25 protein-coding genes are annotated in these 24515 nt (G+C 56.6%); 15 read left to right on the top strand and 10 right to left on the bottom strand.

Features of this window, described 5'->3' with window-relative positions; translation table 11 throughout:
- Positions 1-101 precede the first annotated feature (101 nt).
- The 3 genes from KE671_RS05450 (at position 102) to topB (ending at position 3767) form a co-directional block, all read left to right on the top strand.
- Positions 102-653: an NAD(P)H nitroreductase gene (locus tag KE671_RS05450; RefSeq protein ID WP_206162070.1), complete on the top strand. Its 552-nt coding sequence runs from the start codon at positions 102-104 to the stop codon at positions 651-653.
- Positions 654-769: 116 nt separating this feature from the next.
- Positions 770-1813, top strand: a complete 1044-nt coding sequence (selD, locus tag KE671_RS05445; protein ID WP_206162069.1) for a selenide, water dikinase SelD — start codon at positions 770-772, stop codon at positions 1811-1813.
- Positions 1814-1817: 4 nt separating this feature from the next.
- A complete protein-coding gene (gene topB, locus KE671_RS05440) occupies positions 1818-3767 on the top strand; it encodes a DNA topoisomerase III (RefSeq protein ID WP_206162762.1) in 1950 nt (649 codons plus the stop codon).
- A 21-nt stretch (positions 3768-3788) separates the two neighbouring features.
- Here the strand turns inward: topB and gdhA are convergent, their stop codons facing one another.
- Positions 3789-5132 carry an NADP-specific glutamate dehydrogenase gene (gdhA, locus tag KE671_RS05435; protein WP_206162068.1) on the bottom strand — a complete coding sequence of 448 codons (1344 nt, stop codon included), beginning with the start codon at positions 5130-5132 and terminating at the stop codon, positions 3789-3791.
- A gap of 253 nt (positions 5133-5385) precedes the next feature.
- Here gdhA and KE671_RS05430 point away from each other — a divergent pair, with 253 nt between their 5' ends.
- Positions 5386-5646, top strand: a complete 261-nt coding sequence (locus KE671_RS05430) for a YnjH family protein (RefSeq protein WP_241029789.1) — start codon at positions 5386-5388, stop codon at positions 5644-5646.
- On the opposite strand, the gene KE671_RS05425 is transcribed toward KE671_RS05430, so the two are convergent.
- Complete coding sequence (locus KE671_RS05425) at positions 5606-6019, bottom strand: pyrimidine (deoxy)nucleoside triphosphate diphosphatase (RefSeq protein ID WP_206162761.1); 414 nt, start codon at positions 6017-6019, stop codon at positions 5606-5608. The two genes, KE671_RS05430 and KE671_RS05425, sit on opposite strands and share 41 nt — an antisense overlap.
- 78 nt (positions 6020-6097) lie before the next feature.
- Here KE671_RS05425 and KE671_RS05420 point away from each other — a divergent pair, with 78 nt between their 5' ends.
- Both KE671_RS05420 and KE671_RS05415 read left to right on the top strand, forming a co-directional pair.
- The gene (locus KE671_RS05420) at positions 6098-6667 is read left to right on the top strand and encodes a carboxymuconolactone decarboxylase family protein (protein ID WP_206162066.1); all 570 of its coding nucleotides are present in this window, start codon (positions 6098-6100) and stop codon (positions 6665-6667) included.
- Positions 6660-7286: a CDP-alcohol phosphatidyltransferase family protein gene (locus KE671_RS05415; protein ID WP_206162065.1), complete on the top strand. Its 627-nt coding sequence runs from the start codon at positions 6660-6662 to the stop codon at positions 7284-7286. Before KE671_RS05420 ends, KE671_RS05415 begins: the two co-directional genes overlap by 8 nt.
- 2 nt (positions 7287-7288) lie before the next feature.
- Here KE671_RS05415 and KE671_RS05410 read toward each other — a convergent pair whose 3' ends face one another.
- The 6 genes from KE671_RS05410 to xthA form a co-directional block, all read right to left on the bottom strand.
- Positions 7289-8596: a rhodanese-like domain-containing protein gene (locus KE671_RS05410; RefSeq protein ID WP_206162064.1), complete on the bottom strand. Its 1308-nt coding sequence runs from the start codon at positions 8594-8596 to the stop codon at positions 7289-7291.
- 87 nt (positions 8597-8683) lie between these two features.
- Entirely contained in the window at positions 8684-9316 is a 633-nt protein-coding gene (locus KE671_RS05405) for an ATP-binding cassette domain-containing protein (protein WP_206162063.1), read from the bottom strand.
- Positions 9316-10851 (bottom strand): thiamine ABC transporter permease, encoded by a 1536-nt coding sequence (locus KE671_RS05400; RefSeq protein WP_206162062.1) that lies wholly within the window; start codon positions 10849-10851, stop codon positions 9316-9318. The genes KE671_RS05405 and KE671_RS05400 overlap by 1 nt, the downstream gene beginning before the upstream one ends.
- A complete protein-coding gene (locus tag KE671_RS05395) occupies positions 10824-11987 on the bottom strand; it encodes an ABC transporter substrate-binding protein (RefSeq protein ID WP_206162061.1) in 1164 nt (387 codons plus the stop codon). Before KE671_RS05395 ends, KE671_RS05400 begins: the two co-directional genes overlap by 28 nt.
- Before the next feature lie 2 nt (positions 11988-11989).
- On the bottom strand, positions 11990-12664 hold the full coding sequence (locus KE671_RS05390; protein ID WP_206162060.1) for a VTT domain-containing protein: 675 nt from the start codon (positions 12662-12664) through the stop codon (positions 11990-11992).
- Positions 12665-12673: 9 nt separating this feature from the next.
- Complete coding sequence (gene xthA / locus KE671_RS05385; protein ID WP_206162760.1) at positions 12674-13480, bottom strand: exodeoxyribonuclease III; 807 nt, start codon at positions 13478-13480, stop codon at positions 12674-12676.
- Between the two features lie 445 nt (positions 13481-13925).
- Between xthA and astC the strand changes: the two genes are divergently transcribed.
- The 7 genes from astC to ves all read left to right on the top strand — a co-directional run bounded on the left by astC (position 13926) and on the right by ves (position 21526).
- Positions 13926-15146, top strand: coding sequence for a succinylornithine/acetylornithine transaminase (gene astC / locus KE671_RS05380; RefSeq protein ID WP_206162059.1), 1221 nt, complete (start codon positions 13926-13928; stop codon positions 15144-15146).
- Positions 15143-16177 carry an arginine N-succinyltransferase gene (astA, locus tag KE671_RS05375; protein ID WP_206162058.1) on the top strand — a complete coding sequence of 345 codons (1035 nt, stop codon included), beginning with the start codon at positions 15143-15145 and terminating at the stop codon, positions 16175-16177. The genes astC and astA overlap by 4 nt, the downstream gene beginning before the upstream one ends.
- Positions 16174-17652 (top strand): succinylglutamate-semialdehyde dehydrogenase, encoded by a 1479-nt coding sequence (gene astD / locus KE671_RS05370; RefSeq protein WP_206162057.1) that lies wholly within the window; start codon positions 16174-16176, stop codon positions 17650-17652. Before astA ends, astD begins: the two co-directional genes overlap by 4 nt.
- The gene (gene astB / locus KE671_RS05365) at positions 17649-18992 is read left to right on the top strand and encodes an N-succinylarginine dihydrolase (protein WP_206162056.1); all 1344 of its coding nucleotides are present in this window, start codon (positions 17649-17651) and stop codon (positions 18990-18992) included. Before astD ends, astB begins: the two co-directional genes overlap by 4 nt.
- The gene (gene astE / locus KE671_RS05360; RefSeq protein ID WP_206162055.1) at positions 18985-19953 is read left to right on the top strand and encodes a succinylglutamate desuccinylase; all 969 of its coding nucleotides are present in this window, start codon (positions 18985-18987) and stop codon (positions 19951-19953) included. Before astB ends, astE begins: the two co-directional genes overlap by 8 nt.
- 344 nt (positions 19954-20297) lie before the next feature.
- The gene (gene spy / locus KE671_RS05355) at positions 20298-20783 is read left to right on the top strand and encodes an ATP-independent periplasmic protein-refolding chaperone Spy (protein WP_206162054.1); all 486 of its coding nucleotides are present in this window, start codon (positions 20298-20300) and stop codon (positions 20781-20783) included.
- A 167-nt stretch (positions 20784-20950) separates the two neighbouring features.
- Positions 20951-21526 carry an environmental stress-induced protein Ves gene (gene ves, locus KE671_RS05350; RefSeq protein WP_102601960.1) on the top strand — a complete coding sequence of 192 codons (576 nt, stop codon included), beginning with the start codon at positions 20951-20953 and terminating at the stop codon, positions 21524-21526.
- On the opposite strand, the gene cho is transcribed toward ves, so the two are convergent.
- Complete coding sequence (gene cho, locus KE671_RS05345; RefSeq protein ID WP_206162053.1) at positions 21486-22373, bottom strand: excinuclease Cho; 888 nt, start codon at positions 22371-22373, stop codon at positions 21486-21488. The genes ves and cho overlap by 41 nt on opposite strands.
- A 120-nt stretch (positions 22374-22493) precedes the next feature.
- Entirely contained in the window at positions 22494-23321 is an 828-nt protein-coding gene (gene nadE, locus KE671_RS05340) for an ammonia-dependent NAD(+) synthetase (protein ID WP_206162052.1), read from the bottom strand.
- A gap of 220 nt (positions 23322-23541) precedes the next feature.
- Between nadE and osmE the strand changes: the two genes are divergently transcribed.
- Both osmE and chbB read left to right on the top strand, forming a co-directional pair.
- Positions 23542-23886 carry an osmotically-inducible lipoprotein OsmE gene (gene osmE / locus KE671_RS05335; protein ID WP_043000893.1) on the top strand — a complete coding sequence of 115 codons (345 nt, stop codon included), beginning with the start codon at positions 23542-23544 and terminating at the stop codon, positions 23884-23886.
- A 294-nt stretch (positions 23887-24180) separates the two neighbouring features.
- Positions 24181-24501 (top strand): PTS N,N'-diacetylchitobiose transporter subunit IIB, encoded by a 321-nt coding sequence (chbB, locus tag KE671_RS05330; RefSeq protein WP_042319411.1) that lies wholly within the window; start codon positions 24181-24183, stop codon positions 24499-24501.
- Positions 24502-24515: the final 14 nt, after the last annotated feature.

Genomic DNA, 24515 nt, shown 5'->3' with positions numbered 1-24515 from the left:
GACCCGGCCGTCTCTTGTCAGCAGGAATCACCGTCGGCGCTGTAACAAAATCTGCTCTCGTGTTAATTTTGTGAATATTTACACTGACAGGAGTTAACCAAATGGATGCACTAGAATTACTTGTTAACCGACGTAGCGCCTCTCGCCTGGCCGAACCTGCACCTGCCGGTGAGCAACTGCAAAATATTCTCCGTGCGGGCATGCGCGCGCCGGACCATAAAACCCTGCAACCGTGGCATTTCTTCGTTATTGAAGGCGAAGGGCGCGATCGCTTCAGCGCGGTACTGGAAAAGGGGGCGATTGCCGCCGGGAGCGATGAAAAAGGGATCGAAAAAGCGCGCACCGCACCGTTTCGCGCGCCGCTTATCATCACTGTTGTCGCGAAATGCGAGGAAAATCATAAGGTCCCGGTCTGGGAACAGGAAATGTCCGCTGGCTGCGCGGTGATGGCGATGCAAATGGCCGCTATCGCGCAGGGTTTCGGTGGGATCTGGCGTAGCGGCGCGTTAACTGACAGCCCGGTGGTGCGCGACGCGTTTGGCTGTCGGCCCCAGGATAAGATCGTCGGTTTCCTCTATCTTGGTACGCCGCAACTGAAAGCCTCCACCACCATCAGCATGCCGGATACCGCGCCTTTCGTGACGAAATTTTAGTTAATTCTGCAAAACTGTCTGGATTCTGAGCAAAGACGCCGGAATTCGGACACTCTCTCTTATCACTTCAAGGAATGAGCGCTACCATAGCCCGATTGCAATGACAGGAGATGTCCATGAGCGAGCAAGCTATTCGTTTAACGCAGTACAGCCACGGAGCGGGTTGCGGTTGTAAAATTTCCCCAAAAGTGCTGGAAACCATCCTGCACAGCGAGCAGGCGAAGTTTGTCGACCCGAACCTGCTTGTGGGAAATGAAACCCGCGATGACGCGGCGGTGTATGACCTGGGTAATGGGACCTGCGTCATCAGTACCACCGACTTCTTTATGCCGATTGTCGATAATCCGTTTGATTTTGGCCGCATTGCGGCAACCAACGCCATTAGCGATATCTTCGCGATGGGGGGCAAACCGATTATGGCCATCGCGATTCTGGGCTGGCCCATCGCTAAGCTGTCGCCGGAAATTGCCCGCGAGGTGACCGAGGGCGGGCGCTTTGCCTGCCGACAGGCGGGCATTGCGCTGGCGGGCGGGCATTCGATTGACGCGCCGGAGCCGATCTTCGGGCTGGCCGTGACCGGCATTGTCCCCACCGAACGGGTGAAGAAAAACAGTACCGCCGCGGCCGGTTGTAAACTTTTCCTGACCAAACCGTTAGGCATTGGCGTATTGACCACCGCCGAGAAAAAATCGCTGCTGAAACCTGAACATCAGGGACTGGCAACGGAAGTGATGTGTCGGATGAATATTGCCGGGGCGTCATTTGCTAACATCGACGGCGTGAAGGCCATGACCGATGTGACGGGATTCGGTCTGCTGGGCCACCTCAGCGAAATGTGTCAGGGCGCAGGCGTGCAGGCGCAGATCCGCTATCAGGACATCCCTAAACTACCGGGCGTGGAAGAGTATATCCGCCTGGGCGCTGTCCCGGGCGGCACCGAGCGTAACTTTGCCAGCTATGGCCACCTGATGGGGGAAATGCCGCAGGCAGTGCGCGATCTATTGTGCGATCCACAAACGTCCGGCGGCCTGCTGCTGGCGGTAACGCCAGAGGCTGAAGAGGAAGTCAAAGTGACAGCCGCCGAATTTGGTATCGAGCTGACGGCGATTGGTGAACTGGTTGAAGCCCGTGGCGGTCGCGCCATGGTTGAGATCCGTTAACCCAATGCGGTTGTTTATTGCCGAAAAGCCGAGTCTGGCCCGCGCCATTGCCGATGTGTTGCCTAAACCGCACCGCAAAGGCGATGGCTTTATTGAATGCGGCAACGGTCAGGTGGTGACCTGGTGTATCGGTCACCTGCTTGAACAGGCGCAGCCCGATGTCTATGACAGTCGTTATGCGCGCTGGAACCTGGCCGACCTGCCGATCGTGCCGGAAAAGTGGCAATTGCAGCCGCGTCCTTCCGTGACCAAACAGCTCAATGTGATCAAGCGCTTTCTGCATGAGGCCAGTGAGGTTATTCATGCGGGAGACCCGGATCGCGAAGGGCAACTGCTGGTCGATGAGGTGCTGGATTACCTGCAACTGGCGCCGGAAAAGCGTCATCAGGTGCAGCGGTGTTTGATCAACGACCTCAACCCGCAGGCCGTTGAGCGCGCGATTGAACGCTTGCGCTCAAACAGTGAATTTGTCCCCCTGTGCGTGTCTGCGCTGGCCCGCGCCCGAGCAGACTGGCTTTACGGCATTAACATGACCCGCGCCTATACCATTCTTGGCCGCAACGCCGGGTATCAGGGCGTGCTTTCTGTCGGGCGTGTTCAGACGCCAGTGCTCGGGCTGGTGGTACGTCGTGATGAAGAGATCGAAAACTTCATTGCCAAAGATTTTTTTGAAGTGAAAGCGCATATCGTGACCCCCGCGGATGAACGCTTCACCGCCATCTGGCAGCCGAGCGAAGCCTGTGAACCGTATCAGGACGAAGAGGGGCGTTTGCTGCACCGCCCGCTGGCAGAGCATGTGGTTAACCGCATCAACGGTCAACCAGCGATTGTCACCGGCTATAACGATAAACGGGAATCAGAATCCGCGCCGCTGCCGTTCTCACTGTCAGCTTTACAGATTGAAGCGGCGAAACGCTTTGGTCTGAGCGCGCAGAATGTGCTCGATATCTGCCAGAAGCTGTATGAAACCCATAAACTCATCACCTATCCGCGTTCCGATTGCCGCTATCTGCCGGAAGAGCACTTTGCCGGACGTCATGCGGTGATGAACGCCATCGGTGTGCATGCGCCGGATCTGCTGCCGCAACCGGCGGTGAATCCCGATACCCGTAATCGCTGCTGGGACGATAAAAAGGTCGATGCGCACCACGCCATTATTCCGACGGCCCGCAGCAATGGTATCAATCTGACGGAAAATGAAGCGAAGGTGTATAGCCTGATCGCCCGTCAATACCTGATGCAGTTTTGTCCAGACGCGGTATTCCGTAAATGCGTGATTGAACTGGATATCGCGAAAGGTAAATTCGTTGCCAAAGCCCGGTTCCTTGCCGAAGCGGGCTGGCGAACCCTGCTCGGGAGCAAAGAGCGGGATGAAGAGAACGACGGCACGCCGCTGCCGGTGGTCGCAAAAGACGATGAACTGCTGTGCGAAAAGGGTGAAGTGGTAGAACGTCAGACCCAGCCGCCGCGCCATTTTACCGATGCCACGCTGCTGTCGGCGATGACCGGGATTGCGCGGTTTGTGCAGGATAAAGATCTGAAAAAGATCCTCCGCGCAACGGACGGCCTGGGCACCGAGGCGACCCGTGCCGGGATCATCGAACTGCTGTTCAAGCGCGGTTTTTTGACCAAGAAAGGGCGCTATATCCACTCTACCGATGCCGGGAAAGCGCTGTTCCATTCGCTGCCGGAAATGGCAACCCGTCCGGATATGACCGCCCACTGGGAGTCGATTCTGACGCAAATTAGCGAGAAGCAGTGTCGCTATCAGGATTTTATGCAACCGCTGGTGGGGACGCTGTATCAGTTGATCGATCAGGCGCGCAGTACGCCGGTACGTCGCTTCCGCGGCATTGTGGCGCCTGGTGGTGGCGGTGGAGAGAAGAATAAGAAGAGCGCACCTCGTAAGCGCGCGGCGAAAAAAAGCCCGCCATCAGCAGAGGCGGGCCTGTAATTCGCTTTTACGGGCGGTGAATTAAATCACGCCCTGACCAAACATCGCATCGGCAATCTTCACGAAGGCTGAGATGTTCGCCCCACGAACATAGTTGGTCTGTTTGCTTTCGCCGCCGTACTCGACGCAGGCATGGTGAATATCCAGCATGATGTGGTGCAGACGGGCATCCACTTTCTCCGCTTTCCAGCTTAGACGCGCCGCGTTCTGCGCCATTTCCAGACCGGAGGTGGCAACGCCACCGGCGTTTGCCGCTTTGCCTGGTGCAAACAGCACGCCGGCTTCGAGGAACAGATCGGTCGCTTCGATGGTGGTTGGCATGTTTGCCCCTTCCGCCACCGCTTTTACGCCGTTGGCGATAAGCTGACGGGCTGCGTCGACATCAAGTTCGTTCTGTGTAGCGCACGGCAGAGCGATATCGACCGGCACTGACCACGGCTGTTTGCCTTCCAGATAGGTCAGGCCAAATTCACGGGCGTAGTCCGCCACGCGACCGTCACGGCTGGATTTGATTTCGCACAGACGCGCCAGTTTCTCTTTCGTAAAGCCGCTTTCATCCACGACGGTGCCGCTGGAGTCGGAGGCCGTCACCACGCGAGCTCCAAATTCCATCGCTTTTTCAATGGCAAACTGCGCCACGTTGCCGGAGCCGGAAACCGCTACGCGCATCCCTTCAAAGCCCAGACCATGGCGCTTGAGCATTGCTTCAGTGAAGTAAACCAGGCCGTAACCGGTTGCTTCCGGACGAATGAGACTGCCGCCGAAGGAGAGCCCTTTGCCGGTAAACACGCAGGCGCTGTTGTTAGAGAGCTTACGCATCATCCCGGCCATAAAGCCGACTTCACGGCCACCCACGCCGATATCACCGGCAGGAACATCCGTATCCGGACCCAGGTGACGGTACAGTTCGGTCATCAGCGCCTGGCAGAAACGCATCACTTCGCCTTCACTTTTGCCTTTCGGGTCGAAATCGCTACCGCCTTTACCACCGCCCATCGGCAGGGTGGTCAGTGCGTTTTTGAAGGTTTGCTCAAAGCCGAGGAACTTCAGGATCGACAGGTTAACGGAAGGGTGGAAACGCATCCCGCCTTTATACGGGCCAATTGCCGAGTTGAACTGTACACGCCATGCACGGTTAACCTGGACCTGGTTACGATCGTCCAGCCACACGACACGGAACTGGATCACACGCTCTGGCTCAACCAAACGTTCCAGCAGCGACATTTCACGATAACGCGGGTTTTGCTCAATGAACGGCCACAGGGTGGTCATGACTTCACGAACGGCTTGCGCGAACTCGGTTTGATTCGGGTCGCGCTTTTGTACATGGTTGAGGAATGATTCCAGAGAGCGTGTCTGATCCATAGATATAAAAACCTCTTATATTTTAATGTGGTTGTATTTATGTTGTTTGTATTAAGTGCGTTTGCAGATTTTGACTATACCACCAGGAATGTGACGGATAGCAAGAAAAAAATACCGGTGCCAGGCAAATTAATAACCAGACGGCTGTCATAACGAAAAACGATGACAGAAGAGAGTAAAGTTTCCCGCGCGGGTTACCGTTATACTGAGAACAATCCCGAAATAGTAAGGAAACCCTATGCGTTTTATCGCAATGGCGGCAGCGTTGATAACACTCTCTTTATCCGCCCAGGCGAATCAAAGTATTCGCCCGGATGTTCAGGTAAACGTGCCGCCGGAGGTCTTTAGTTCAGGCGGACAACGCGCGCAGCCCTGTAACCAGTGCTGCGTTTATCAGGATCAGAATTATTCAGAAGGAGCGGTGATTAAAGCCGATGGGGTACTGTTGCAGTGCCAGCGCGACGAGAAAACGCTCAGCACGAATCCGCTGGTCTGGCGTCGCGTAAAAGCATAAAGGCGTTAAGCAAAGGTATATCAGCGGGGGCGAGGGGATAGTCCCGTGCGGTGTGCGGTTCGCACCACACCAGTTGCTGATGCTCATGTGCCATCACGTCTCCGCTAAACGCCGGGACATGCCAGGCATGCAGATGAATCATCCGCCCGGAGACTTCACGCTGATGGCTGGCAATATAGCGCCCCACCGTGGCCTCAATCCCCAGTTCTTCGCGCAGTTCGCGGACCAGCGCCTGCGGCTGCGTTTCGCCAGCTTCCACTTTGCCGCCGGCAAATTCCCACAGACCGGGTTGGTCTGCCTGCGGCGGGCGCTGGGCGAGCAAAATTTTACCTTCACGTTCAATGATAGCGGCAACAACGTCGAGGGTTTTCATCATATTCGTCAATGTTCAACAACAGAAAGTGACATACTATCGTCATCTTTGATTGACCTGAAGTCCCAGGAGTCCCCCTTGAACGATCCGCAATCGTGGGTAACGCCACTCGCCCGTCTCCCCGCCAGTCTCAAACCTCTCGTGATGACGCAAAGAAAACACTACGGAGAGATATTACATCCGACGCGCTGGTGGGGGCGGATGCCGTTTTTATTCTGGCTGGTGGCGCTATTCGTGGGGTTTCTCGAGCGTAAACGTGCATGTCTGACACCGGTGATGCGCGCGCTGCTGATGACGCGCGTGTCGCAGGTCTGCCACTGCGCATTCTGCGTGGATGCCAACAGCCTGCGGCTGGCAGAGCGCTGTGGCGCGATGGATAAAGTGCTGGCGGTGGCGAACTGGCAGACATCGTCTCTTTTTACACCAGAAGAGCGTGTTGCGCTGGCCTATGCTGACGCGGTGACCGCCACGCCGCCGCAGGTAGACTTTCTCCTGAAAGCGCAAATGAAACAGCACTTCAGCGATGACGTCATTAGCGAGATGACCGCGCTGTTGGCTTTCCAGAATCTCTCGGCGCGTTTCAATGCCGCGCTGGATATCCCTTCGCAGGGACTGTGCGACAGTGTCAAAGGAGCGCCGCATGCTTGACCGGCATTTGCATCCACGGCTTAAACCGCTGCTGCATCGCTGTGCAGGCGCGCTCGACAGGCCCGGGATATCCCCGGACGGCCTGACGCTGGTTGGGTTTGCCCTCGGCGTACTGGCGTTGCCGTTTCTGGCGCTGGGTTGGTATCTGGCGGCGCTGATGGCGATCGTCTCGAACCGGTTACTGGATGGTCTTGACGGTGCCCTGGCGCGACGTCGGGGGCTTACCGATGCGGGCGGTTTTCTCGATATCGCGCTCGATTTTCTGTTTTACGCGCTGGTGCCGTTCGGCTTCATTCTGGCTGACCCGCAGCAGAACGCGCTGGCAGGGAGTTGGCTGTTATTTGCGTTTATCGGCACCGGCAGCAGCTTTCTCGCCTTTGCCGCGCTGGCCGCGAAGCACAATATCGATAACCCCGGCTACGCGCATAAATCGTTTTACTATCTGGGGGGATTAACTGAAGGCACGGAAACGATGGTACTCTTTGTGCTCAGTTGCCTGTTCCCTGCGTACTTTGCCGTGCTGGCATGGATCTTCGGCGCGCTGTGTTGGATGACGACGCTGACCCGCATCTGGAGTGGCTATTTGACGCTGAAAGGGCTTCAGCGTCAGAGTGGGTGAGACTATTTGCTGCTGTCCGGGCCGCGCTCGCCTGTGGACACCGGGTTTTTCGGATCGCTGCTCCACTCATACCAGCCGCCGTCATAGACTGAGACGTTTTTCCAGCCCATCGCCCGGGCGTACATAAACGTCTCTGACGCGCGCCAGCCGGTGCCACAGTAAAAGGCGACCTGCTGATCCGGCAGAATCTGCCATTGCTTCCACATGCCGGCGATGTCATCCGCGCTGCGCATGGTGCCATCCGGATTATGGAAATCTTCCATATGCGTCGAGTCGCTGCCGGCATGTCCCCAGCGCGCCCCGGCAATCTCACCCTTTGGCTTGATATAGCTGTAGCCGCTGGTGGTGCCGATAAATTCCGGCCAGGAGCGAATACTGACCAGCGAAGCATCCTGACGGTGCAGCAGTTCGCGCGCTTGCTCCATATTAAGCATCAGCTGTGGCTGCGCCGGAATGGTCACGCCGAAATCGGGCTCTGGTTTAACTGTTGCTGGCGTGCCGCGCTCGACCGGCAACCCGGCGTCAGACCAGGTCTGCCAGCCGCCGTCGAGCAGACGAACGTCTTTCACCCCAGCGTACAGCATGATCTGCGCCACCCGCGCTGCCGCATAAACATCGCGTCCGTACAGGATCACCGTGGTGTCGTGACGGATGCCGTGCTTCGCCAGCATCGCTTGCAGGCTGGCGTCAGAGACTTTGTTCCACAGCGGTTCACTCTCCACCTCGTTGGTGTCGATGTAATCCGCGCCTGGAATATGGCTGAGCAGATAAAACTTCGGCGCCCCCCAGGCCGCTTCGATGATTTTCCAGTCACCGGCAGGTTTTGCGGTCACCTCTTTGCCCTGTTGTAGCTCATGCAGCCACTGCGGATAAACCAGCTGCTCGAAATGCGGCAGTCGTTGCAGACGGGTCGGATCCTGTAGCGCGTCGCTGAGCGTGGCAACCTGCCGCAGCCCCGCTTTTTGCAGCCGGTTTTTCACCGCCTGCACATCGCTGTCGCTGCCGTACAGCGCGACAGGAGCATCGGTCTTCAACTGATGCCGTTGGATCCAGGCGTTGAGCTGTTCGTCACTCATGTTGTCGAGCCAGCGCGCAGAAAGGTTCAGGGCGGAAGGTTCATGTCCGGAGGGGCCGTTTACTGACTGCGGCCAGCCATTGTAGAACGCGCTGGGACGGGTATCGATTGCCGTACCCTGTTTTTGCGTCAGCTGTGTAAAGTTGAGCGCCTGCGCCATATCAGCAGCCCAGGAGGAAGCACAAGCGAGCCCTAAAGCCAGTGCCAGCGCGGTCATTTGAGAAACACGTTTCATCGAATTGTCCGACGTTGAGATAAGGAGGCGCCATTCTGTGCTCGCTGAAGGTGAAAAACTTTGCGTTAACGCAGTATGTACGCAGTTTCACAACGCGGAAGATAACTGCAAAACGTGACCGCCCGGCGGAACATCCTGCGCGTCATGGGTGACCTGAACAACGGGAATATCCAGCCGACGCACTTCGTCAAAGACCCACTGACGAAAGTCTGCCCGACGGTCAGCATCAAGACGGCTGAACGGTTCATCCAGCAGCAACGCTCCAGGCTGCGCCAGCAGGGCGCGAAGCAACGCAACCCGTGCGCGCTGACCGCCGGATAGCGTGGCGGGATCGCGAGAAGATAAGCCCGCCATGCCCGCGCGTTCAAGCGCGTGCGAAACCGCATCCTGCCGCGCCGCGCCTTTCAGACTGGCAGGAAGCGCTACTAGCAGGTTTTGTCCTACCGTAAAGTGATCAAACAGCAGGGCATCCTGAAATAAAATACCGATCTGCCGCCGGGCGGTGGGGAGCACATCCAGACGTTGCTCGTCCAGCCATAGTTCACCACCAGCTTGCAGCGGCGGCGTCAGCGCACCCACCATCCAGGAGAGCAATGAAGACTTACCGCAGCCGGAGGGGCCCGCTAATGTGACAATGTCACCTTTTGCCACCTCGAAAGTTAACGGGCCAAACAGCGGTTTATGGTTGAGAAACAGGGAAAGATGACGAACGGTGAGCATTAGCGCAATCCTTGTCGGCGGTGACCGACCCATGATGAGAGACCGGCCATCAGCATGAACACGAAAAGCGGTAACAGCAATTGCCAGAGCGCCTGCGCGGCCAGGATACCGGTGCTGCCACCGCTGCTGAGGGCGACGGCTTCCGTCGTCAGCGTCGGATAACGACCTGCGCCCAGCCAGAGGGTTGGCATATACTGTGCGATACTGACGGAAAAACCCACCGCCAGCGCCACCAGTGCAGGGCGTAAAATCTGCGGGCATTTCACGGTGCAGAAGATTTTCACCGGTGACCAGCCCAGCGTCCGGGCAATCAACAGCAGACGCGGGTCGATGCGTTGCCAGGCCGGTTTCAGCACAAACAACATCCACGGCACTACCCACAGCAGATGTCCCCAGATGAGCGTGGCAAACTGACCGTCCAGTTCAAGGTGTAACGCCAGCGCATATTGGCCTATCACCAGCGGCAGGGCCGGGAGAAGGATCGGCAGCCAGACCCAACGATGCCCGTGCTGCGGTCCCCATTCCAGCCATAGCAGCAAAATGACCAGCCCCAGCGCGCTGGCGGCCAGTCCGATCGCTACGCTGTGAGTTAACGCGTCGAGATTGAGCGCAGATTGCTGCGCAAGAAAGGCCAGTAATACCGTACAGAGCACGCCTGCTGTGGGCAGCGACAATGACAGCGCTTTTCCCGTTACGGGCGAAACGCGGCGTTGACGTACGCCATAGACGTCAGGAAGCGTGCGTCGCCAGCCACGCCAGAGCAGATAACCCGCAAACGCAAAGAGAGCGAGCAGCGCCAGCAAAAGCAGGCTTGCCAGCGCGCCTTTGATCTGCTGGTCGCCGTCTCCCTGACTAAGCCACTGCCAGGTGAGGACCGCCAGCGTCGGCGGATTGCCGGGGCCGAGGATAATGGCGACATCCACCGCCGACATCGTCCATGCCACCACGGCCAGCATCACGGCTCCCAGCGCGGGGGCGACAGTGGGTAAAATCAACCAGCAGAGCGTCTGACGGCGGTTGTAGCCCAGCGAATCCAGCACGATGACCTGTTGAGCCAGCCTTTTCTCACTCAGTAGAATCGATAAAATCCACAGCACAAACGCGCTCTCTTTCACCGCCAGCGTCACGCCAAGTCCAATGCCGTAGCGATCGATCGCAGGCGAGAGAAATGGCAGAGCGCGCCAGAGCAGTCCGCCTTCGGCGAAAAGCAGCAGCGCGGCACTGGCAAACGCGACATGAGGAATAGCCAGCAACCACGGCAGGCGGGTGCTCAACCGTCGCCAGCGTATGCCGGGCCAGAGCGCCACCACAATCGTTAGCGCAATAAACAGCGCGCCAGCGGCGGCGATGAAGACCGAAACCACGGTCGCCAGCAACGCCTGCGGTAGCTGCGGATCGGCAGCAAGCGCCTGCCAGTTCGCCAGTGTCAGCGCGGGTGCTGTCAGCAACACACTGGCAGGCAGTATTGGCGCGTAAATCGCCGCCATTCCCAGCCAGGCCAGAAGCATTAGCGCGAACCGTAGCGGCGCAGCCATTCTTGCTCCAGTGCGTTAACCCAGGCCGCATGAGGCTCGGGCAGGACGGCGGGCAGCCCGTCCGGAATGCGAGCTTCCAGCGCTGCTTTCTGTGCGGCGGTCAGTTTTATCGCATCGAGCACCGACGGATCGCCCCAGACTGTCGGATCGGCCTTACGCAACTGTGCGTCAGGAGAGAGCAGGAAGTTGGCGACCAGTTTTGCGCCGGCGCTGGCGCGGGCATTGGCCGGAATGGCGACAAAGTGCACGTTGCCAATCATCCCTTCGCTAAAACCAAAGCTGTAGCTGTGTTTGGGCAATTCACCGCGGGTGACCTTTTGCTGAGCGTGCGCCGGGTTAAAAGTCAACGACAGGCGCAATGTCCCGCTCTTGAGCAAAGCATCCATCCGCGCCGGAGACGGCGGGAAATCCTTCCCTTCTCGCCACAGACTCGGATGCAGAGCATCGAGATAGCGCCACAGCGGCGCGGTCACACCGGCAAAGGTGGCGGCGTCCGGCGCGACGGTGAGCGCGTGCGGGTTGTCAGTCAGCGAGATCAGTAACTGCTCCAGAAACGCCGTACCGGTAAAGTCCGGCGGTCGTGGGTAACTGACGGTGCCGGGATGCGCCCGGGCAAATGCCAACAGCGCCTGCGGACTTTGCGGCGGCTGTGGCGTCACGTCGCGATCCGCGATAAACGTCAACTGCGCGCCACCCCACGGTGATTCAGCACCGTCAGTGGGAATCGAGAAATCTTCACGTACCGGTTTTTGTGTATCAACATAGCGCCAGTTGGGCAGCGTTTCAGCCCACTGAGTTTGCAATAATCCTGCCTCTTTCAACGTGCGGAAGTTTTCGCCGTTGATCCACAGCAGGTCGACAGAACCGCCGGTCTTCCGTCCGGCGGCGGCTTCGGTCTGGATGCGCTTCACTGCATCAGCGGCATCGGCGAGGCGCACGATTTTAAGATCGACCGCGTAGTGGGTTTTCATCTCGTCACTGACCCAGTCAAGATACTGGTTAACGGCGGTGTCACCGCCCCAGGCGTTGAACCAGACGGTCTGGCCTCTGGCCTCATCCTGAATCTGCTGCCAGCGTTGTTCGGCGTATCCCGGAGCGGTCAGCAACAGACCCGCGAGTAGTATTCCCCAGCGCATAATTACTCCTGAAAAAAACGTGCGACCAGCCAACGGGAGGCCAGCGGTAATAGTCCCAACAGGGCAAAAGCGGTCAGCATAGCGGGAGAAATAATGTCGCGCATTGATGTTAACTGGCTTAACTGGCGTCCGGCATTCAGATAAACCAGGGTGGCAGGCAACATCCCCAACTGGCTTACCCACCAGTAACGACGCACGCCAACGGTAGTGAGACCGGCCAACAGGTTAACGACAACGAACGGAAACAAGGGTATCAGTCGTAGCGCAAAGAGATAAAAGGCGCCTTCCCGCGCTATCCCGTGATTGACCGTGGCCATATGCCGGGAAAAACGCCGCGACACCCAGTCACGCAACAGGTAACGACTGGTGAGCATGGCAAACGTGGCGCCCAGCGTTGAGGCAAAAGAGACCAGCAGTGTACCTTGCCAGAGGCCAAACAGCGCGCCGCCAAGCAGCGTCAGCAGCGCCGCGCCAGGAATCGACAGCGCCGCGACGGCGGTATAGAGCAGAAAATAGAGGCTCGCACTGACAAAAGGGGACTGGCGTTGCCAGTCCACCAGCGCGGCATGTTCGCGTTTAAGCGTCTCCAGCGTGAGCAGGCCGGGGGGCAACGCCCAGAATATCCCGGCGAGACAGAGGAACAGTACGCTCGTTACCCCGATTTTTCTGGCGTTCACGGCTGAACATCAGACCTTGAATGTTGCCCACACCGGCGCATGGTCAGACGGTTTTTCCATACTGCGAATGTCATAGTCGATACCGGTTTCCATGCAGCGCTCAGCCAGCGGCTGGCTTGCCAGCAGCAGATCGATACGCAAACCGCGGTTATCGTCAAACCCCTTTGAGCGGTAATCAAACCACGAGAATTTGTCGGTGGTTTCCGGGTGCGCGTGGCGGAAGGTGTCAACCAGGCCCCAGCCCAGCAGGCGGTCCATCCATTCACGCTCTTCCGGCAGGAACGAACATTTGCCGGTGCGCAGCCAGCGCTTGCGGTTATCTTCGCCGATACCGATGTCGAGATCCGTGGGGCTGATGTTCATATCGCCCATGATCAGCACAGGATTGTCGTGCTTCAGTTGGTTGTCGAGATAGTTTTGTAAGTTCTGATAAAACTGCGCTTTAGCCGGGAATTTAATTGGATGGTCGCGGCTTTCACCCTGTGGGAAGTAGCCGTTGATCACCGTCAGGTTGCCCAGCGGAGAGGGGATTTCCGCCATGATGATGCGGCGCTGAGCCTCTTCGCCATCATCAGGAAAACCCCGGCGCACGGCGATGGGGGTTTCTTTGGTCAGCAGCGCAACGCCATAGTGACCTTTCTGCCCGTGGTAGAAAACGTTGTAGCCGAGTTTTGCGACATCTTCGAGCGGGAACATGTCGTCGTGAACTTTTGTCTCCTGCAGGCCAATGACATCGGGTTGGTGTTTTTCGACGATGGCTGCCAGTTGATGAGGTCTGGCGCGCAGGCCGTTGATATTAAAAGAGACAAATTTCATAGTCGCTGCCACTTTGCTGGATGAATAGTGCATGGATGGTAGCAGAATTTCCGCTAACTGACTGCCCATAATGGTGAGATTCCGGCAATGGGTGCGAATGGTGTTAACAATGGGGCAACGCCTGCCCTGTTTTAGGGCGGATTGCGTCAGAATGGCGCAGAAGTTTCCTGTAAATTTCGTCGATGATCACATTTCCAGAATTATATTTGGTCTGTGCATAACATTGCGGTTTTTCCTCCAATTACTCCTCTTTTACGCAAACATATTCACTTTCTATGCACGTAAAGTGAATATCGCTGGGCTATAACTCGTTGATTTTTCGTTGCAGGTTGCCGTTTATGCATTTTTTCCACTGGCTGGCACGAAGACTGCAATCTACATTTACAGCGCAAACACTACTATTCATTAACATATAAATAACTTTTTATTTACCGATGAGGTCGCTATGTCTCAGTCAATTACGCGTGAAAATTTTGATGAATGGATGATGCCCGTTTATGCACCGGCACCGTTTATTCCGGTTCGCGGTGAAGGTTCACGCTTGTGGGATCAGCAGGGTAAAGAGTATATCGACTTCGCGGGGGGCATTGCGGTCAATGCCCTGGGACACGCGCATCCGGAACTGCGTGAAGCGCTGAATGTGCAGGCGAGCAAGTTCTGGCACACCGGCAACGGCTATACCAACGAGCCGGCGCTGCGACTGGCGAAAAAGCTTATCGACGCCACCTTTGCCGATCGCATCTTTTTTTGCAACTCCGGTGCTGAGGCCAATGAGGCGGCGCTGAAGCTGGCGCGCAAGTATGCGCACGACCACTACGGCAGCAATAAGAGCGGCATTGTGGCGTTTAAGAACGCCTTTCACGGTCGTACGCTGTTTACCGTCAGCGCCGGAGGACAACCGGCCTATTCGCAGGATTTCGCACCGCTGCCGCCGGATATCCGCCACGCCGTCTACAACGATATTAACTCTGCCAGCACGCTGATTGATGATACTACCTGCGCCGTCATCGTTGAGCCGATACAGGGGGAAGGGGGGGTAGTACCTGCAACCCAGGCCTTCCTGCAAGGGCTGCGCGAACTGTGCGATCGACATAATGCGTTGCTGATTTTTGATGAAGTACAAACCGGGGTGGGCCGTACCGGTGAACTGTATGCCTATATGCACTATGGCGTGACGCCGGATCTGTTGACCACCGCCAAAGCGCTGGGCGGCGGGTTCCCGATTGGCGCGCTGTTGGCCGATGAAAAATGCGCCAGCGTGATGACCGTTGGGACACACGGCACCACCTATGGCGGTAATCCGCTGGCGACCGCCGTCGCCGGGAAATTACTCGAAATCGTCAATACGCCTGCGATGCTGAACGGAGTGAAACAGCGTCATGACTGGTTCGTGGAGCGGTTGAACGCCATTAACCTGCACACCGGGCTGTTCAGTGAAATTCGTGGTCTGGGACTGCTGATTGGCTGCGTGTTGAACGATAAGTTCGCCGGTAAAGCCAAACAGATTTCCCAGGAGGCGGCGAAAGCAGGCGTGATGGTGCTGATTGCCGGAGGTAACGTGGTGCGTTTTGCACCGGCCTTGAACATCACGCAGGAAGAGATCGCCAGTGGACTCGATCGTTTTGCGGCTTCTTGCGAACAGATTAAAGCCGGAGGTTCATCATGATGGTGATCCGCCCTATTGAGCACGCCGATATCAGCGCGTTAATGCAACTTGCCAGTAAAACCGGCGGTGGGCTGACCTCGCTGCCGGCGAATGAAGCCACGCTGGCGGCGCGTATTGATCGTTCCCTGAAAACCTGGCGGGGCGAATTGCCGAAAAGCGAACAAGGCTATGTCTTTGTGCTGGAGGATCTGGAAACCGGCACCGTGGCAGGGATTTGCGCTATTGAAGTCGCCGTGGGGCTTAACGATCCCTGGTACAACTATCGCGTAGGGACGCTGGTGCATGCTTCAAAAGAGTTGAACGTCTATAACGCGCTGCCAACGCTGTTTCTCAGTAACGATCACACTGGCAGCAGTGAGCTGTGCACGCTGTTCCTCGATCCTGACTGGCGCAAAGAGGGCAACGGTTATCTGCTGTCGAAATCGCGCTTCATGTTTATGGCCGCGTTTCGCGACCGTTTTAATGAAAAAGTGGTCGCGGAAATGCGCGGTGTGATCGACGAGCATGGCTATTCCCCGTTCTGGCAAAGCCTGGGGAAACGTTTTTTTTCGATGGAATTTACGCGGGCTGACTTTCTCTGCGGCACCGGGCAGAAAGCGTTTATCGCCGAACTGATGCCGAAGCATCCGATTTATACCCACTTTCTCTCTGATGAGGCGCAGGCGGTCATTGGCGAAGTGCACCCGCAGACCGCACCGGCGCGCGCGGTGCTTGAGAAAGAAGGGTTCCGCTATCGCAATTACATCGACATTTTCGACGGCGGCCCGACGCTGGAGTGTGATATCGACCGGGTGCGGGCGATCCGCAAAAGTCGGCTGATAGAGGTGGTAGAAGGGCAGCCTGCGACCGGCGATTTTCCGGCCTGCCTGGTAGCCAATGAAAACTACCACCACTTCCGCGTCATGCTGGTGCGCGCCGATCCGAATACACAACGTCTGGTGCTGACCGCCGCACAACTGGATGCCCTGAAATGTCACGCAGGAGACCAGGTTCGCTTTGTCCGTCTCTGCGCAGAGGAGAAAACGGTATGACTTTATGGATTAACGGTGACTGGGTGACCGGTCAGGGTGAACGTCGGGTGAAAAAGGATCCGGTACAGGGTGATGTACTCTGGGAAGGCCACGATGCCGATGCCGCGCAGGTGATGCAGGCGGCTCGCGCTGCCCGCACCGCGTTTCCGGCCTGGGCCAGACGCCCCTTCAGCGAACGACAGGCGATTGTTGAAAAATTCGCCGGGCTGCTGGAGCGCAATAAAGCGGATCTGACCGCTATTATCGCCCGCGAAACCGGTAAGCCACGCTGGGAAGCGGCGACGGAAGTGACGGCAATGATTAACAAAATCGCCATTTCCATCAATGCATATCACGCTCGCACCGGCGAGCAGTACAGTGAGTTGCCCGACGGCGCGGCAACGCTTCGCCACCGTCCGCATGGTGTGCTGGCGGTATTTGGCCCCTATAACTTTCCGGGACATCTGCCAAATGGGCACATTGTGCCGGCACTGCTGGCGGGCAACACCTTACTCTTTAAGCCCAGCGAACTGACGCCGTGGACCGGAGAAGCGGTGATCCGACTCTGGGAACAGGCCGGTCTACCGCATGGGGTGTTGAATCTGTTGCAGGGCGGTCGGGAAACGGGACAGGCGTTGAGCGCGCTGGACGCCCTCGATGGACTGTTGTTTACCGGCAGTGCGAATACGGGCTATCAACTGCATCGCCAGCTTGCCGGACAGCCGGAAAAAATCCTTGCCCTCGAAATGGGCGGCAACAACCCGCTGATTATTGAGGATCCGGCGGATATCGATGCGGCGGTGCACCTGACTATTCAGTCCGCGTTTGTAACGGCAGGGCAGCGCTGTACCTGCGCACGTCGCCTGCTGGTGAAAAAAGGCGCGCAGGGTGATGCGTTCCTTGCACGGCTGGTGGATGTCAGCCGACGTATCCAGCCAGGCCGCTGGGACGATGAGCCGCAGCCGTTTATCGGCGGGCTTATTTCCGAACAGGCAGCGCGTCATGTATTTGACGCCTGGCAACAGCGTGACTCACTCGGTGGACAGACGCTGCTGGCACCGCGCCTGTTAAAGGACGGTACCTCGCTGCTGTCACCTGGCATTATCGATCTGACGGGCGTGGCGAATCTGCCCGATGAAGAGGTCTTTGGTCCGCTGCTTGGCATCTGGCGCTATGAATGCTTCGACGAGGCGATCGCGATGGCTAACAACACTCGCTTTGGGCTGTCCTGTGGACTGGTCTCGCCTGACCGTGCGCAATTTGACCAGCTACTGCTGGAGGCGCGTGCGGGTATCGTTAACTGGAATAAACCGTTAACGGGTGCCGCCAGTACTGCACCGTTCGGCGGCGTAGGGGCTTCCGGAAACCATCGTGCCAGCGCATGGTATGCCGCCGATTATTGTGCCTGGCCAATGGCAAGTCTGGAATCGCCGGCGTTGACGCTGCCAGCTACGTTGAGTCCTGGCCTTGATTTCTCGCGTGAGGAGTCGGTATGAAAGCACGCGAGGTCAACTTTGATGGGCTGGTGGGGCTGACGCACCATTATGCCGGGTTGTCGTTCGGCAACGAGGCATCTACCCGACATCGTCATCAGGTATCCAATCCCCGGCTGGCAGCGAAGCAGGGGCTGCTTAAGATGAAGGCGCTGGCGGATGCGGGATATCCGCAGGCGGTGATCCCGCCACACGAGCGACCGTTTATTCCTGCATTACGCCAGTTGGGGTTTAGCGGTAGCGATGAACAGGTGATTGAGAAAGTGGCGCGTCAGGGGCCGCACTGGCTCTCCAGCGTCAGCTCCGCATCGCCGATGTGGGTGGCAAACGCGGCGACGGTAGCGCCGTCGGCGGATACGCTGGATGGCAAAGTGCATCTGACGGTCGCTAACCTCAATAACAAGTTTCATCGTTCACTCGAGGCGCCCACCACGGAGGCGCTGCTGCGGGCAATCTTCCGCGATGAACGCTATTTTGCCGTGCATTCCGCGCTGCCGCAGGTGGCGATGCTCGGCGACGAAGGCGCCGCTAACCATAATCGCCTCGGCGGAGGGTATGGCGAGCCGGGAACGCAGCTGTTTGTCTACGGACGCGAAGAGGGTGGCAATACGCGGCCTTCCCGCTATCCCGCACGTCAAACCCGTGAGGCCAGCGAGGCGGTAGCCCGCCTGAATCAGGTGAATCCACAGCAGTGTCTTTTTGCCCAGCAGCACCCGGAGGTTATCGACCTTGGGGTGTTTCATAACGATGTGATTGCGGTTTCTAATCGGGAAGTGTTGTTCTGCCATGAGCAATCCTTCGCGAGACAGAATGAAGTCATGAATCAACTGCGCGCCCGTGTGCCCGGCTTCACCCCCATTGTGGTGCCGGCGGCGGACGTGTCGGTGCCAGATGCGGTGGCGACGTATCTGTTTAACAGTCAACTGTTGAGCCGCGATGACGGCTCGATGATGCTGGTTCTGCCGCAGGAGTGTCGCGAACATGCGGGCGTGTGGCGCTATCTGACGAACCTGCTGGAAGCCGATAACCCGATCCGCGACATGCGAGTGTTTGACCTGCGCGAGAGTATGTCAAACGGCGGGGGGCCAGCCTGCCTGCGGCTGCGGGTGGTGTTAACCGATGAAGAACGCCTGGCGGTTAATCCGGCCGTGATGATGAATGGCGTGCTGTTTAATGCGCTCAACAACTGGGTGGATCGCTACTATCGCGACCGGCTGACCGCCGCTGATCTCGCTGATCCGCAGCTGCTGCGGGAAGGGCGCGAAGCGCTGGATTCGCTGACGCAACTGTTGCAGCTTGGCTCTGTCTATCCGTTCCAGCGATCGGGAGGCGGACATGGATGATTTTCTCGCCGCCACGCTGGCCGGTACGATACCGCAGGTCCGGGAGGGTGAAGGGGCGGGCTTTCGCTGGCGCTGGGCGGACGTCGGTATTCTCGAACTCACCCCCGTCACGGCGGCCGATCGCGCGCTGGTGATCTCCGCCGGGATTCATGGCAATGAAACCGCGCCGGTGGAGATACTCCATGCGCTGCTCCTGGCGCTGTCGAAGGGGGAGATAACGCTACGCTGGCGGCTGTTGGTGATCCTCGGCAACCCGCAGGCGCTGGCTGTCGGGAAACGCTACTGCCACAGCGATATGAACCGGATGTTTGGCGGGCGCTGGCAACAGTTTGCCGAAAGTGAAGAGACGCAGCGCGCACGTCAACTGGAACACTCTCTGGAAGACTTTTATGCGACGGGCACGGAGTCGGTGCGCTGGCATCTCGATCTACATACCGCCATCCGTGGTTCTTACCATCTGCGCTTCGGTGTGTTGCCACAGCGTCCCATCCCCTGGGATGAGACGTTTCTCGGCTGGCTGGGCGCCGCGGGACTGGAAGCGCTGGTGTTTCACCAAACGCCGGGCGGTACGTTTACCCATTTTAGCGCTCAACACTTCGGCGCGCTCGCCTGTACGCTGGAGCTTGGCAAAGCCTTGCCATTCGGTCACAACGATCTCCGCCAGTTTGCTCCGACATCTGCGGCGCTGACCGGTTTACTGTCGGGGCAGATTGACCAGGCTGATGGCACTCCGCCAGTCCGCTATCGGGTGGTGTCGCAGATCACCCGGCGCAGCGACGCGTTTGTGCTGCATATGGACAGCCAGACGCTCAACTTCACTCCCTTTACCGCAGGCACGCTGCTGGCGGAAGAGGGCGACGAGCGTTTTGTCGTCACCCATGACGTCGAATACGTTCTTTTTCCTAATCCGGGTGTGGCGCCGGGATTACGTGCGGGTCTGATGCTGGATAAAATACGCTAACGTATTTCCCGCAGGCGAAGGCCTGTGGGTTTTAATTTATTGTGCGCCAGCAAATAAATCCGGACTATTCCTGGAGAACTGCTTTATTTATCATCACCGCTCAGGTATAGTTCTTCATATTCCCTGTGAAATCATGCTGTTGTCATATTTTCTTTCAACTCTTCGCAATAATTTCTTTTTTTCTCCACAATTGGCGAAAAAATGTTTTTTACACTTTCATTGTTTTACCGATGCTCTGACTAATTGACGATTAAGACGTTAAAGTTAATCTCGTCAACACGGCACTGTACTTCTTCGGAGGTGACAAGAAAGCCGTAAAATAACTGAAAGGAAGGATAAAGATTATGCGTAAATTAACTGCACTGATTGTTGCTTCTGGGCTGGCGCTGGGCGCTGCGAACCTGGCTCATGCGGCGGACACCACCACCGCGGCACCGGCAGACGCCAAACCGATGATGCAGCATAAAGGCAAATTCGGCCCACATCATGACATGATGTTTAAAGACCTGAATCTGACCGATGCTCAGAAACAACAGATCCGCGACATCATGAAGGACAAGCGTGACCAGATGAAGCGTCCGCCGGTTGAAGAACGCCGTGCAATGCACGACATCATCGCCAGCGATACCTTCGATAAAGCGAAAGCAGAAGCGCAGATTGCGAAGATGGAAGAGCAGCGTAAAGCCAACATGCTGGCGCACATGGAAACGCAGAATAAGATCTATAACATTCTGACCCCGGAACAGAAAAAACAGTTTAATGCCAATTTTGAGAAGCGTCTGACAGAACGTCCGGCGCGTGACGGTAAAATGCCTGTACCTGCTGAGTAATCGCTGAGCAGACCTGTTCGAAGACCGCCGGTCTTGTCCATCCTCTCCACTGAGGCGATGGGCAGGATCGGCGGTTTTTTCTTGTTCCGACCCTAAGGAAAATGCTCATAGCTGCCGATAACGTCGTTGTGCTTTCTTACACCGCATGATGTTTATCAGGAGCGATGATGGAATATTTCGATATCCGCAAGATGCCGGTTAATCTCTGGCGCAACGGCGCCGGTGAAACGCGTGAAATTTGCTGTTTTCCTCCGGCGACCCGCGACTTTCACTGGCGTGCCAGCATTGCTTCGATCGCCGGTAATGGCGAATTTTCGCTCTTTCCTGGTATCGAGCGGGTGATTACCCTGCTGGAAGGCAGCGAAGTGACGCTGGAAAGCCAGGGGGCATTCAGCCATACCCTTAAGCAGCATCAGCCGTTTACCTTTGCCGGTGAGCGCGTGGTGAAGGCCAGGCTGACGGAAGGGCAGATGTCGATGGATTTTAATATCATGACCCGGCGTGACTCCTGCCAGGCGAAAGTGCGGGTGGCCGATCGCACCTTCACGACGTTTGGCTCGCGCGGCGGCGTGGTGTTTGTCATTAGCGGTGCCTGGCAGTTGGGCGATAAACTTCTGACTGCCGATCAGGGAGCCTGTTGGCACGACGGCAAACATACGCTGCGGCTGTTGAAAGCAGAGGGGAAACTGTTGTTTAGCGAGATCACCTGGCTGCAGGGGCATTCCCCGGATTCAGTTCAATAATTTCGCAGGCACCGGAAACGAGCGGCTTACAGAGAATTTTGTAACCGTCATGATCAAAACCAGCCGGCGTTTGTACCAGGGTTGCCGCCTCCTCCAGGGTATCAACCGCCCCCAGCCACAGCCAGTTGTTAATGATGTGATATTGCGTCATTTGCGCCCGACTCTCTTTGAGCGCAATGGCGTTTTTCCATGGCCAGCAGATAACCCGCAGTTCTTCCAGCGCTGCCTGCAAACGGGCGTCGTGCTCTTCTGGACGCTCTTTATCACAGCAGACGCCAGCGCAGCGTTTGAGCGCAGAGCGAAAACAGGCACGGCCACGGCTCAGGGGTTCAAGACCCAGCCGCCCGTAACACAATTGTTGTTCGTCAGCGAGTGATTGCAAGGCGGCCAGGGCGGCGCGGCGGTTGGCAAAAAGACCGAACAGATCCGGCGCACAGGAGAAATCAACGTCGCGCGACCAGGCGACGCCCACGTTCCCCTCTCTGAGCGTTAACGCGCAGAGTTGGCGATTGCGGCGCAGGCGTTTATTAAAGAGCGGTTGTTGCTCTTTGATTAGCCGTGCCTCGAGTAAGAGCGCGCCGATTTCACCGGCAGTACCGATCCAGGAAATACGCCGGGACTGGCGCAGCATGGCGGCTTCCTCCGGCGTGCGTAAATGCGACAGTACCCGACTGCGGATATTGACACTTTTCCCAATGTAAAGTGGCAGGGTATCGCTGTCGCTGTGAAACAGATAAACACCGGGTACGGCCGGGAGCGAATCCAGAAAAGGCCGCAGATGCTCAGGATATTCGTAAACTGCTGCTGCTTCAAACTCAAGACGAGGAACTGATTGACGCCGTGCCACTGTAAACTCCGGATGCTGGTTATTCATCCAGTATAGCAGTGCCGTTACGATTAAAAAAGAGAGGGCGTGGGCGATTGCGGAGCACAGGCCGGATGGCATTGCCATCCGGCCTGTGCAATCTTACTGTTTCCAGAAATCATCAAATACGGTAATGGGTGGACGGCGCTTATGCTCTGTCTTCAGATACCAGCCTTCAATGATTTTTGCGATGGCGACATCCACCGCTTTCCCTTCCAGATAGTCGTCAATGTTCTCATAGGTCACGCCCAGCGCGGCTTCATCCGGCAGTGAAGGGCGATCGTCTTCGAGATCGGCAGTGGGGGCTTTCTTGTAAAGGTGTTCCGGGCAACCTAACGTCGCCAGCAGCTGTTTCCCCTGACGCTTGTTGAGGCGAAACAGTGGGTTAATATCCGTACCACCGTCACCGTACTTGGTGAAGAAACCGGTGATGGCTTCTGCCGCATGATCGGTGCCGACCACCACACCGCTGGTCATGCCTGCGATACTGTACTGTGCCTTCATGCGTTCACGGGCTTTTTCATTGCCACGGACGAAATCGCTCAGTTCAATACCGGCTTCACGCAGGGCCTGCTCACTCGCCAGTACCGCACCTTTGATATTGACGGTTAACACGCGATCCGGCTGGATAAAGTCGATGGCGTCCTGGCAATCCTGCTCATCAGCCTGAACGCCATAGGGCAGGCGAACGGCAATAAACTGCAGCGCATCGTTACCGGTTTCAGCACGCAACTCGCTGATGGCGATCTGACAAAGTTTGCCTGCCAGCGTTGAGTCTTGCCCCCCGCTGATGCCCAGCACCAGACTTTTCAGGAAGGGATAACGTTGCAGATACGCTTTCAGGAAATCCACGCTGCGGCGAATTTCTTCTTCCGGATTAATGTGCGGTTTTGCGCCTAGCGCCTTGATGATCTCGTGTTGCAGAGTCATTTCCCCACCTCCTTAATGTATAAAGAATAAAATCGGACTGTGATAAAGCTAACCCTTTGCTGTGCAAACGACAAGTGAACACAGGTTAGGTGGCGCTTAAAACGACATCCTGCCGTCTGAACGGAATCTGACAAAATATTCGCGTGCTAAGCGTTAGCTTGAAAAATGTCATAATGTATTCCAGGCTTATATAACACGCTGATAAACAAGAGGACGGAAAATGAACAGGACTATTGCAGGAATTTTTAGTGCAGCAGCAGTATTAACAATGCTGGCAGGGTGTACGGCGTACGATCGCACCAAAGACCAGTTTGTCCAGCCTGTGGTCAAAGATGTGAAAAAAGGCATGAGTCGCGCCCAGGTTGCACAGATTGCCGGGAAACCGTCGTCTGAGGTGAGCATGATCCATGCTCGCGGTACTTGTCAGACCTACATCCTGGGTCAACGTGATGGTAAAGCAGAAACCTATTTCGTGGCGCTGGATGACACCGGTCATGTTATCAACTCAGGCTACCAGAGCTGCGCTGAGTACGATACCGACCCGCAGGCAGCGAAGTCACAATAACTGTCTACTGCCTGTACAGCTCAATGAACCGGCCGCTGGCCGGTTTTTTTGTAACGAAGATGATCTTATTTATTGATGCGAATTATTTACCCGAAGTGTGAAGGGGGTCATAACGCCAGGTCAATGAGAGACAATTTAGTTGGTCAAGGAAATACCATCCGCGGGTGCGATGCCGTATACTCATTTCAGACACAGAAATAAGTTTTCGGTTACGCAGGTTATCCAGAGCATAGATGCAGGTTAAGACTTGCGGCGTGTCTGGTTGACAGATAATCGCACATGAGGAAGGTCTGAATGGAAAAGAAACACATTTATCTGTTTTGCTCTGCGGGTATGTCTACCTCTTTGTTAGTGTCAAAGATGCGTGCGCAGGCGGAAAAGTATGAAGTCCCGGTTATTATTGAAGCATTCCCGGAAACCCTCGCCGGAGAAAAAGGACCGAATGCCGATGTTGTATTATTAGGTCCGCAAATTGGTTATATGTTGCCCGAAATTCAGCGTTTGTTACCGAACAAACCTGTAGAAGTGATTGACTCGCTGCTGTATGGCAAAGTCGATGGTTTAGGCGTGCTTAAGGCTGCGGTTGCAGCAATTAAAAAAGCCGCTGCAAATTAATATTTTAAATTTTC

Origin of the sequence: Citrobacter amalonaticus (genome assembly GCF_018252635.1) — a bacterium.
Classification (GTDB): Bacteria; Pseudomonadota; Gammaproteobacteria; order Enterobacterales; family Enterobacteriaceae; genus Citrobacter_A; species Citrobacter_A amalonaticus_E.
This window is presented reverse-complemented; position numbering and strand designations above follow the sequence as displayed.

Bases quoted from the DNA above. Each gene is read 5' to 3' on its own strand.
- astD (WP_206162057.1), top strand. From the start codon at position 16,174: ATGACTTTATGGATTAACGGTGACTGGGTGACCGGTCAGGGTGAACGT.
- KE671_RS05400 (WP_206162062.1), bottom strand. From the start codon at position 10,851: ATGGCTGCGCCGCTACGGTTCGCGCTAATGCTTCTGGCCTGGCTGGGA.
- xthA (WP_206162760.1), bottom strand. From the start codon at position 13,480: ATGAAATTTGTCTCTTTTAATATCAACGGCCTGCGCGCCAGACCTCAT.
- KE671_RS05425 (WP_206162761.1), bottom strand. From the start codon at position 6,019: ATGAAAACCCTCGACGTTGTTGCCGCTATCATTGAACGTGAAGGTAAA.
- KE671_RS05415 (WP_206162065.1), top strand. From the start codon at position 6,660: ATGCTTGACCGGCATTTGCATCCACGGCTTAAACCGCTGCTGCATCGC.
- KE671_RS05450 (WP_206162070.1), top strand. From the start codon at position 102: ATGGATGCACTAGAATTACTTGTTAACCGACGTAGCGCCTCTCGCCTG.
- osmE (WP_043000893.1), top strand. From the start codon at position 23,542: ATGAACAGGACTATTGCAGGAATTTTTAGTGCAGCAGCAGTATTAACA.
- astC (WP_206162059.1), top strand. From the start codon at position 13,926: ATGTCTCAGTCAATTACGCGTGAAAATTTTGATGAATGGATGATGCCC.
- astA (WP_206162058.1), top strand. From the start codon at position 15,143: ATGATGGTGATCCGCCCTATTGAGCACGCCGATATCAGCGCGTTAATG.
- KE671_RS05410 (WP_206162064.1), bottom strand. From the start codon at position 8,596: ATGAAACGTGTTTCTCAAATGACCGCGCTGGCACTGGCTTTAGGGCTC.
- KE671_RS05430 (WP_241029789.1), top strand. From the start codon at position 5,386: ATGGCGGCAGCGTTGATAACACTCTCTTTATCCGCCCAGGCGAATCAA.
- gdhA (WP_206162068.1), bottom strand. From the start codon at position 5,132: ATGGATCAGACACGCTCTCTGGAATCATTCCTCAACCATGTACAAAAG.
- astE (WP_206162055.1), top strand. From the start codon at position 18,985: ATGGATGATTTTCTCGCCGCCACGCTGGCCGGTACGATACCGCAGGTC.
- topB (WP_206162762.1), top strand. From the start codon at position 1,818: ATGCGGTTGTTTATTGCCGAAAAGCCGAGTCTGGCCCGCGCCATTGCC.
- KE671_RS05405 (WP_206162063.1), bottom strand. From the start codon at position 9,316: ATGCTCACCGTTCGTCATCTTTCCCTGTTTCTCAACCATAAACCGCTG.
- spy (WP_206162054.1), top strand. From the start codon at position 20,298: ATGCGTAAATTAACTGCACTGATTGTTGCTTCTGGGCTGGCGCTGGGC.
- ves (WP_102601960.1), top strand. From the start codon at position 20,951: ATGGAATATTTCGATATCCGCAAGATGCCGGTTAATCTCTGGCGCAAC.
- astB (WP_206162056.1), top strand. From the start codon at position 17,649: ATGAAAGCACGCGAGGTCAACTTTGATGGGCTGGTGGGGCTGACGCAC.
- KE671_RS05395 (WP_206162061.1), bottom strand. From the start codon at position 11,987: ATGCGCTGGGGAATACTACTCGCGGGTCTGTTGCTGACCGCTCCGGGA.
- nadE (WP_206162052.1), bottom strand. From the start codon at position 23,321: ATGACTCTGCAACACGAGATCATCAAGGCGCTAGGCGCAAAACCGCAC.
- chbB (WP_042319411.1), top strand. From the start codon at position 24,181: ATGGAAAAGAAACACATTTATCTGTTTTGCTCTGCGGGTATGTCTACC.
- selD (WP_206162069.1), top strand. From the start codon at position 770: ATGAGCGAGCAAGCTATTCGTTTAACGCAGTACAGCCACGGAGCGGGT.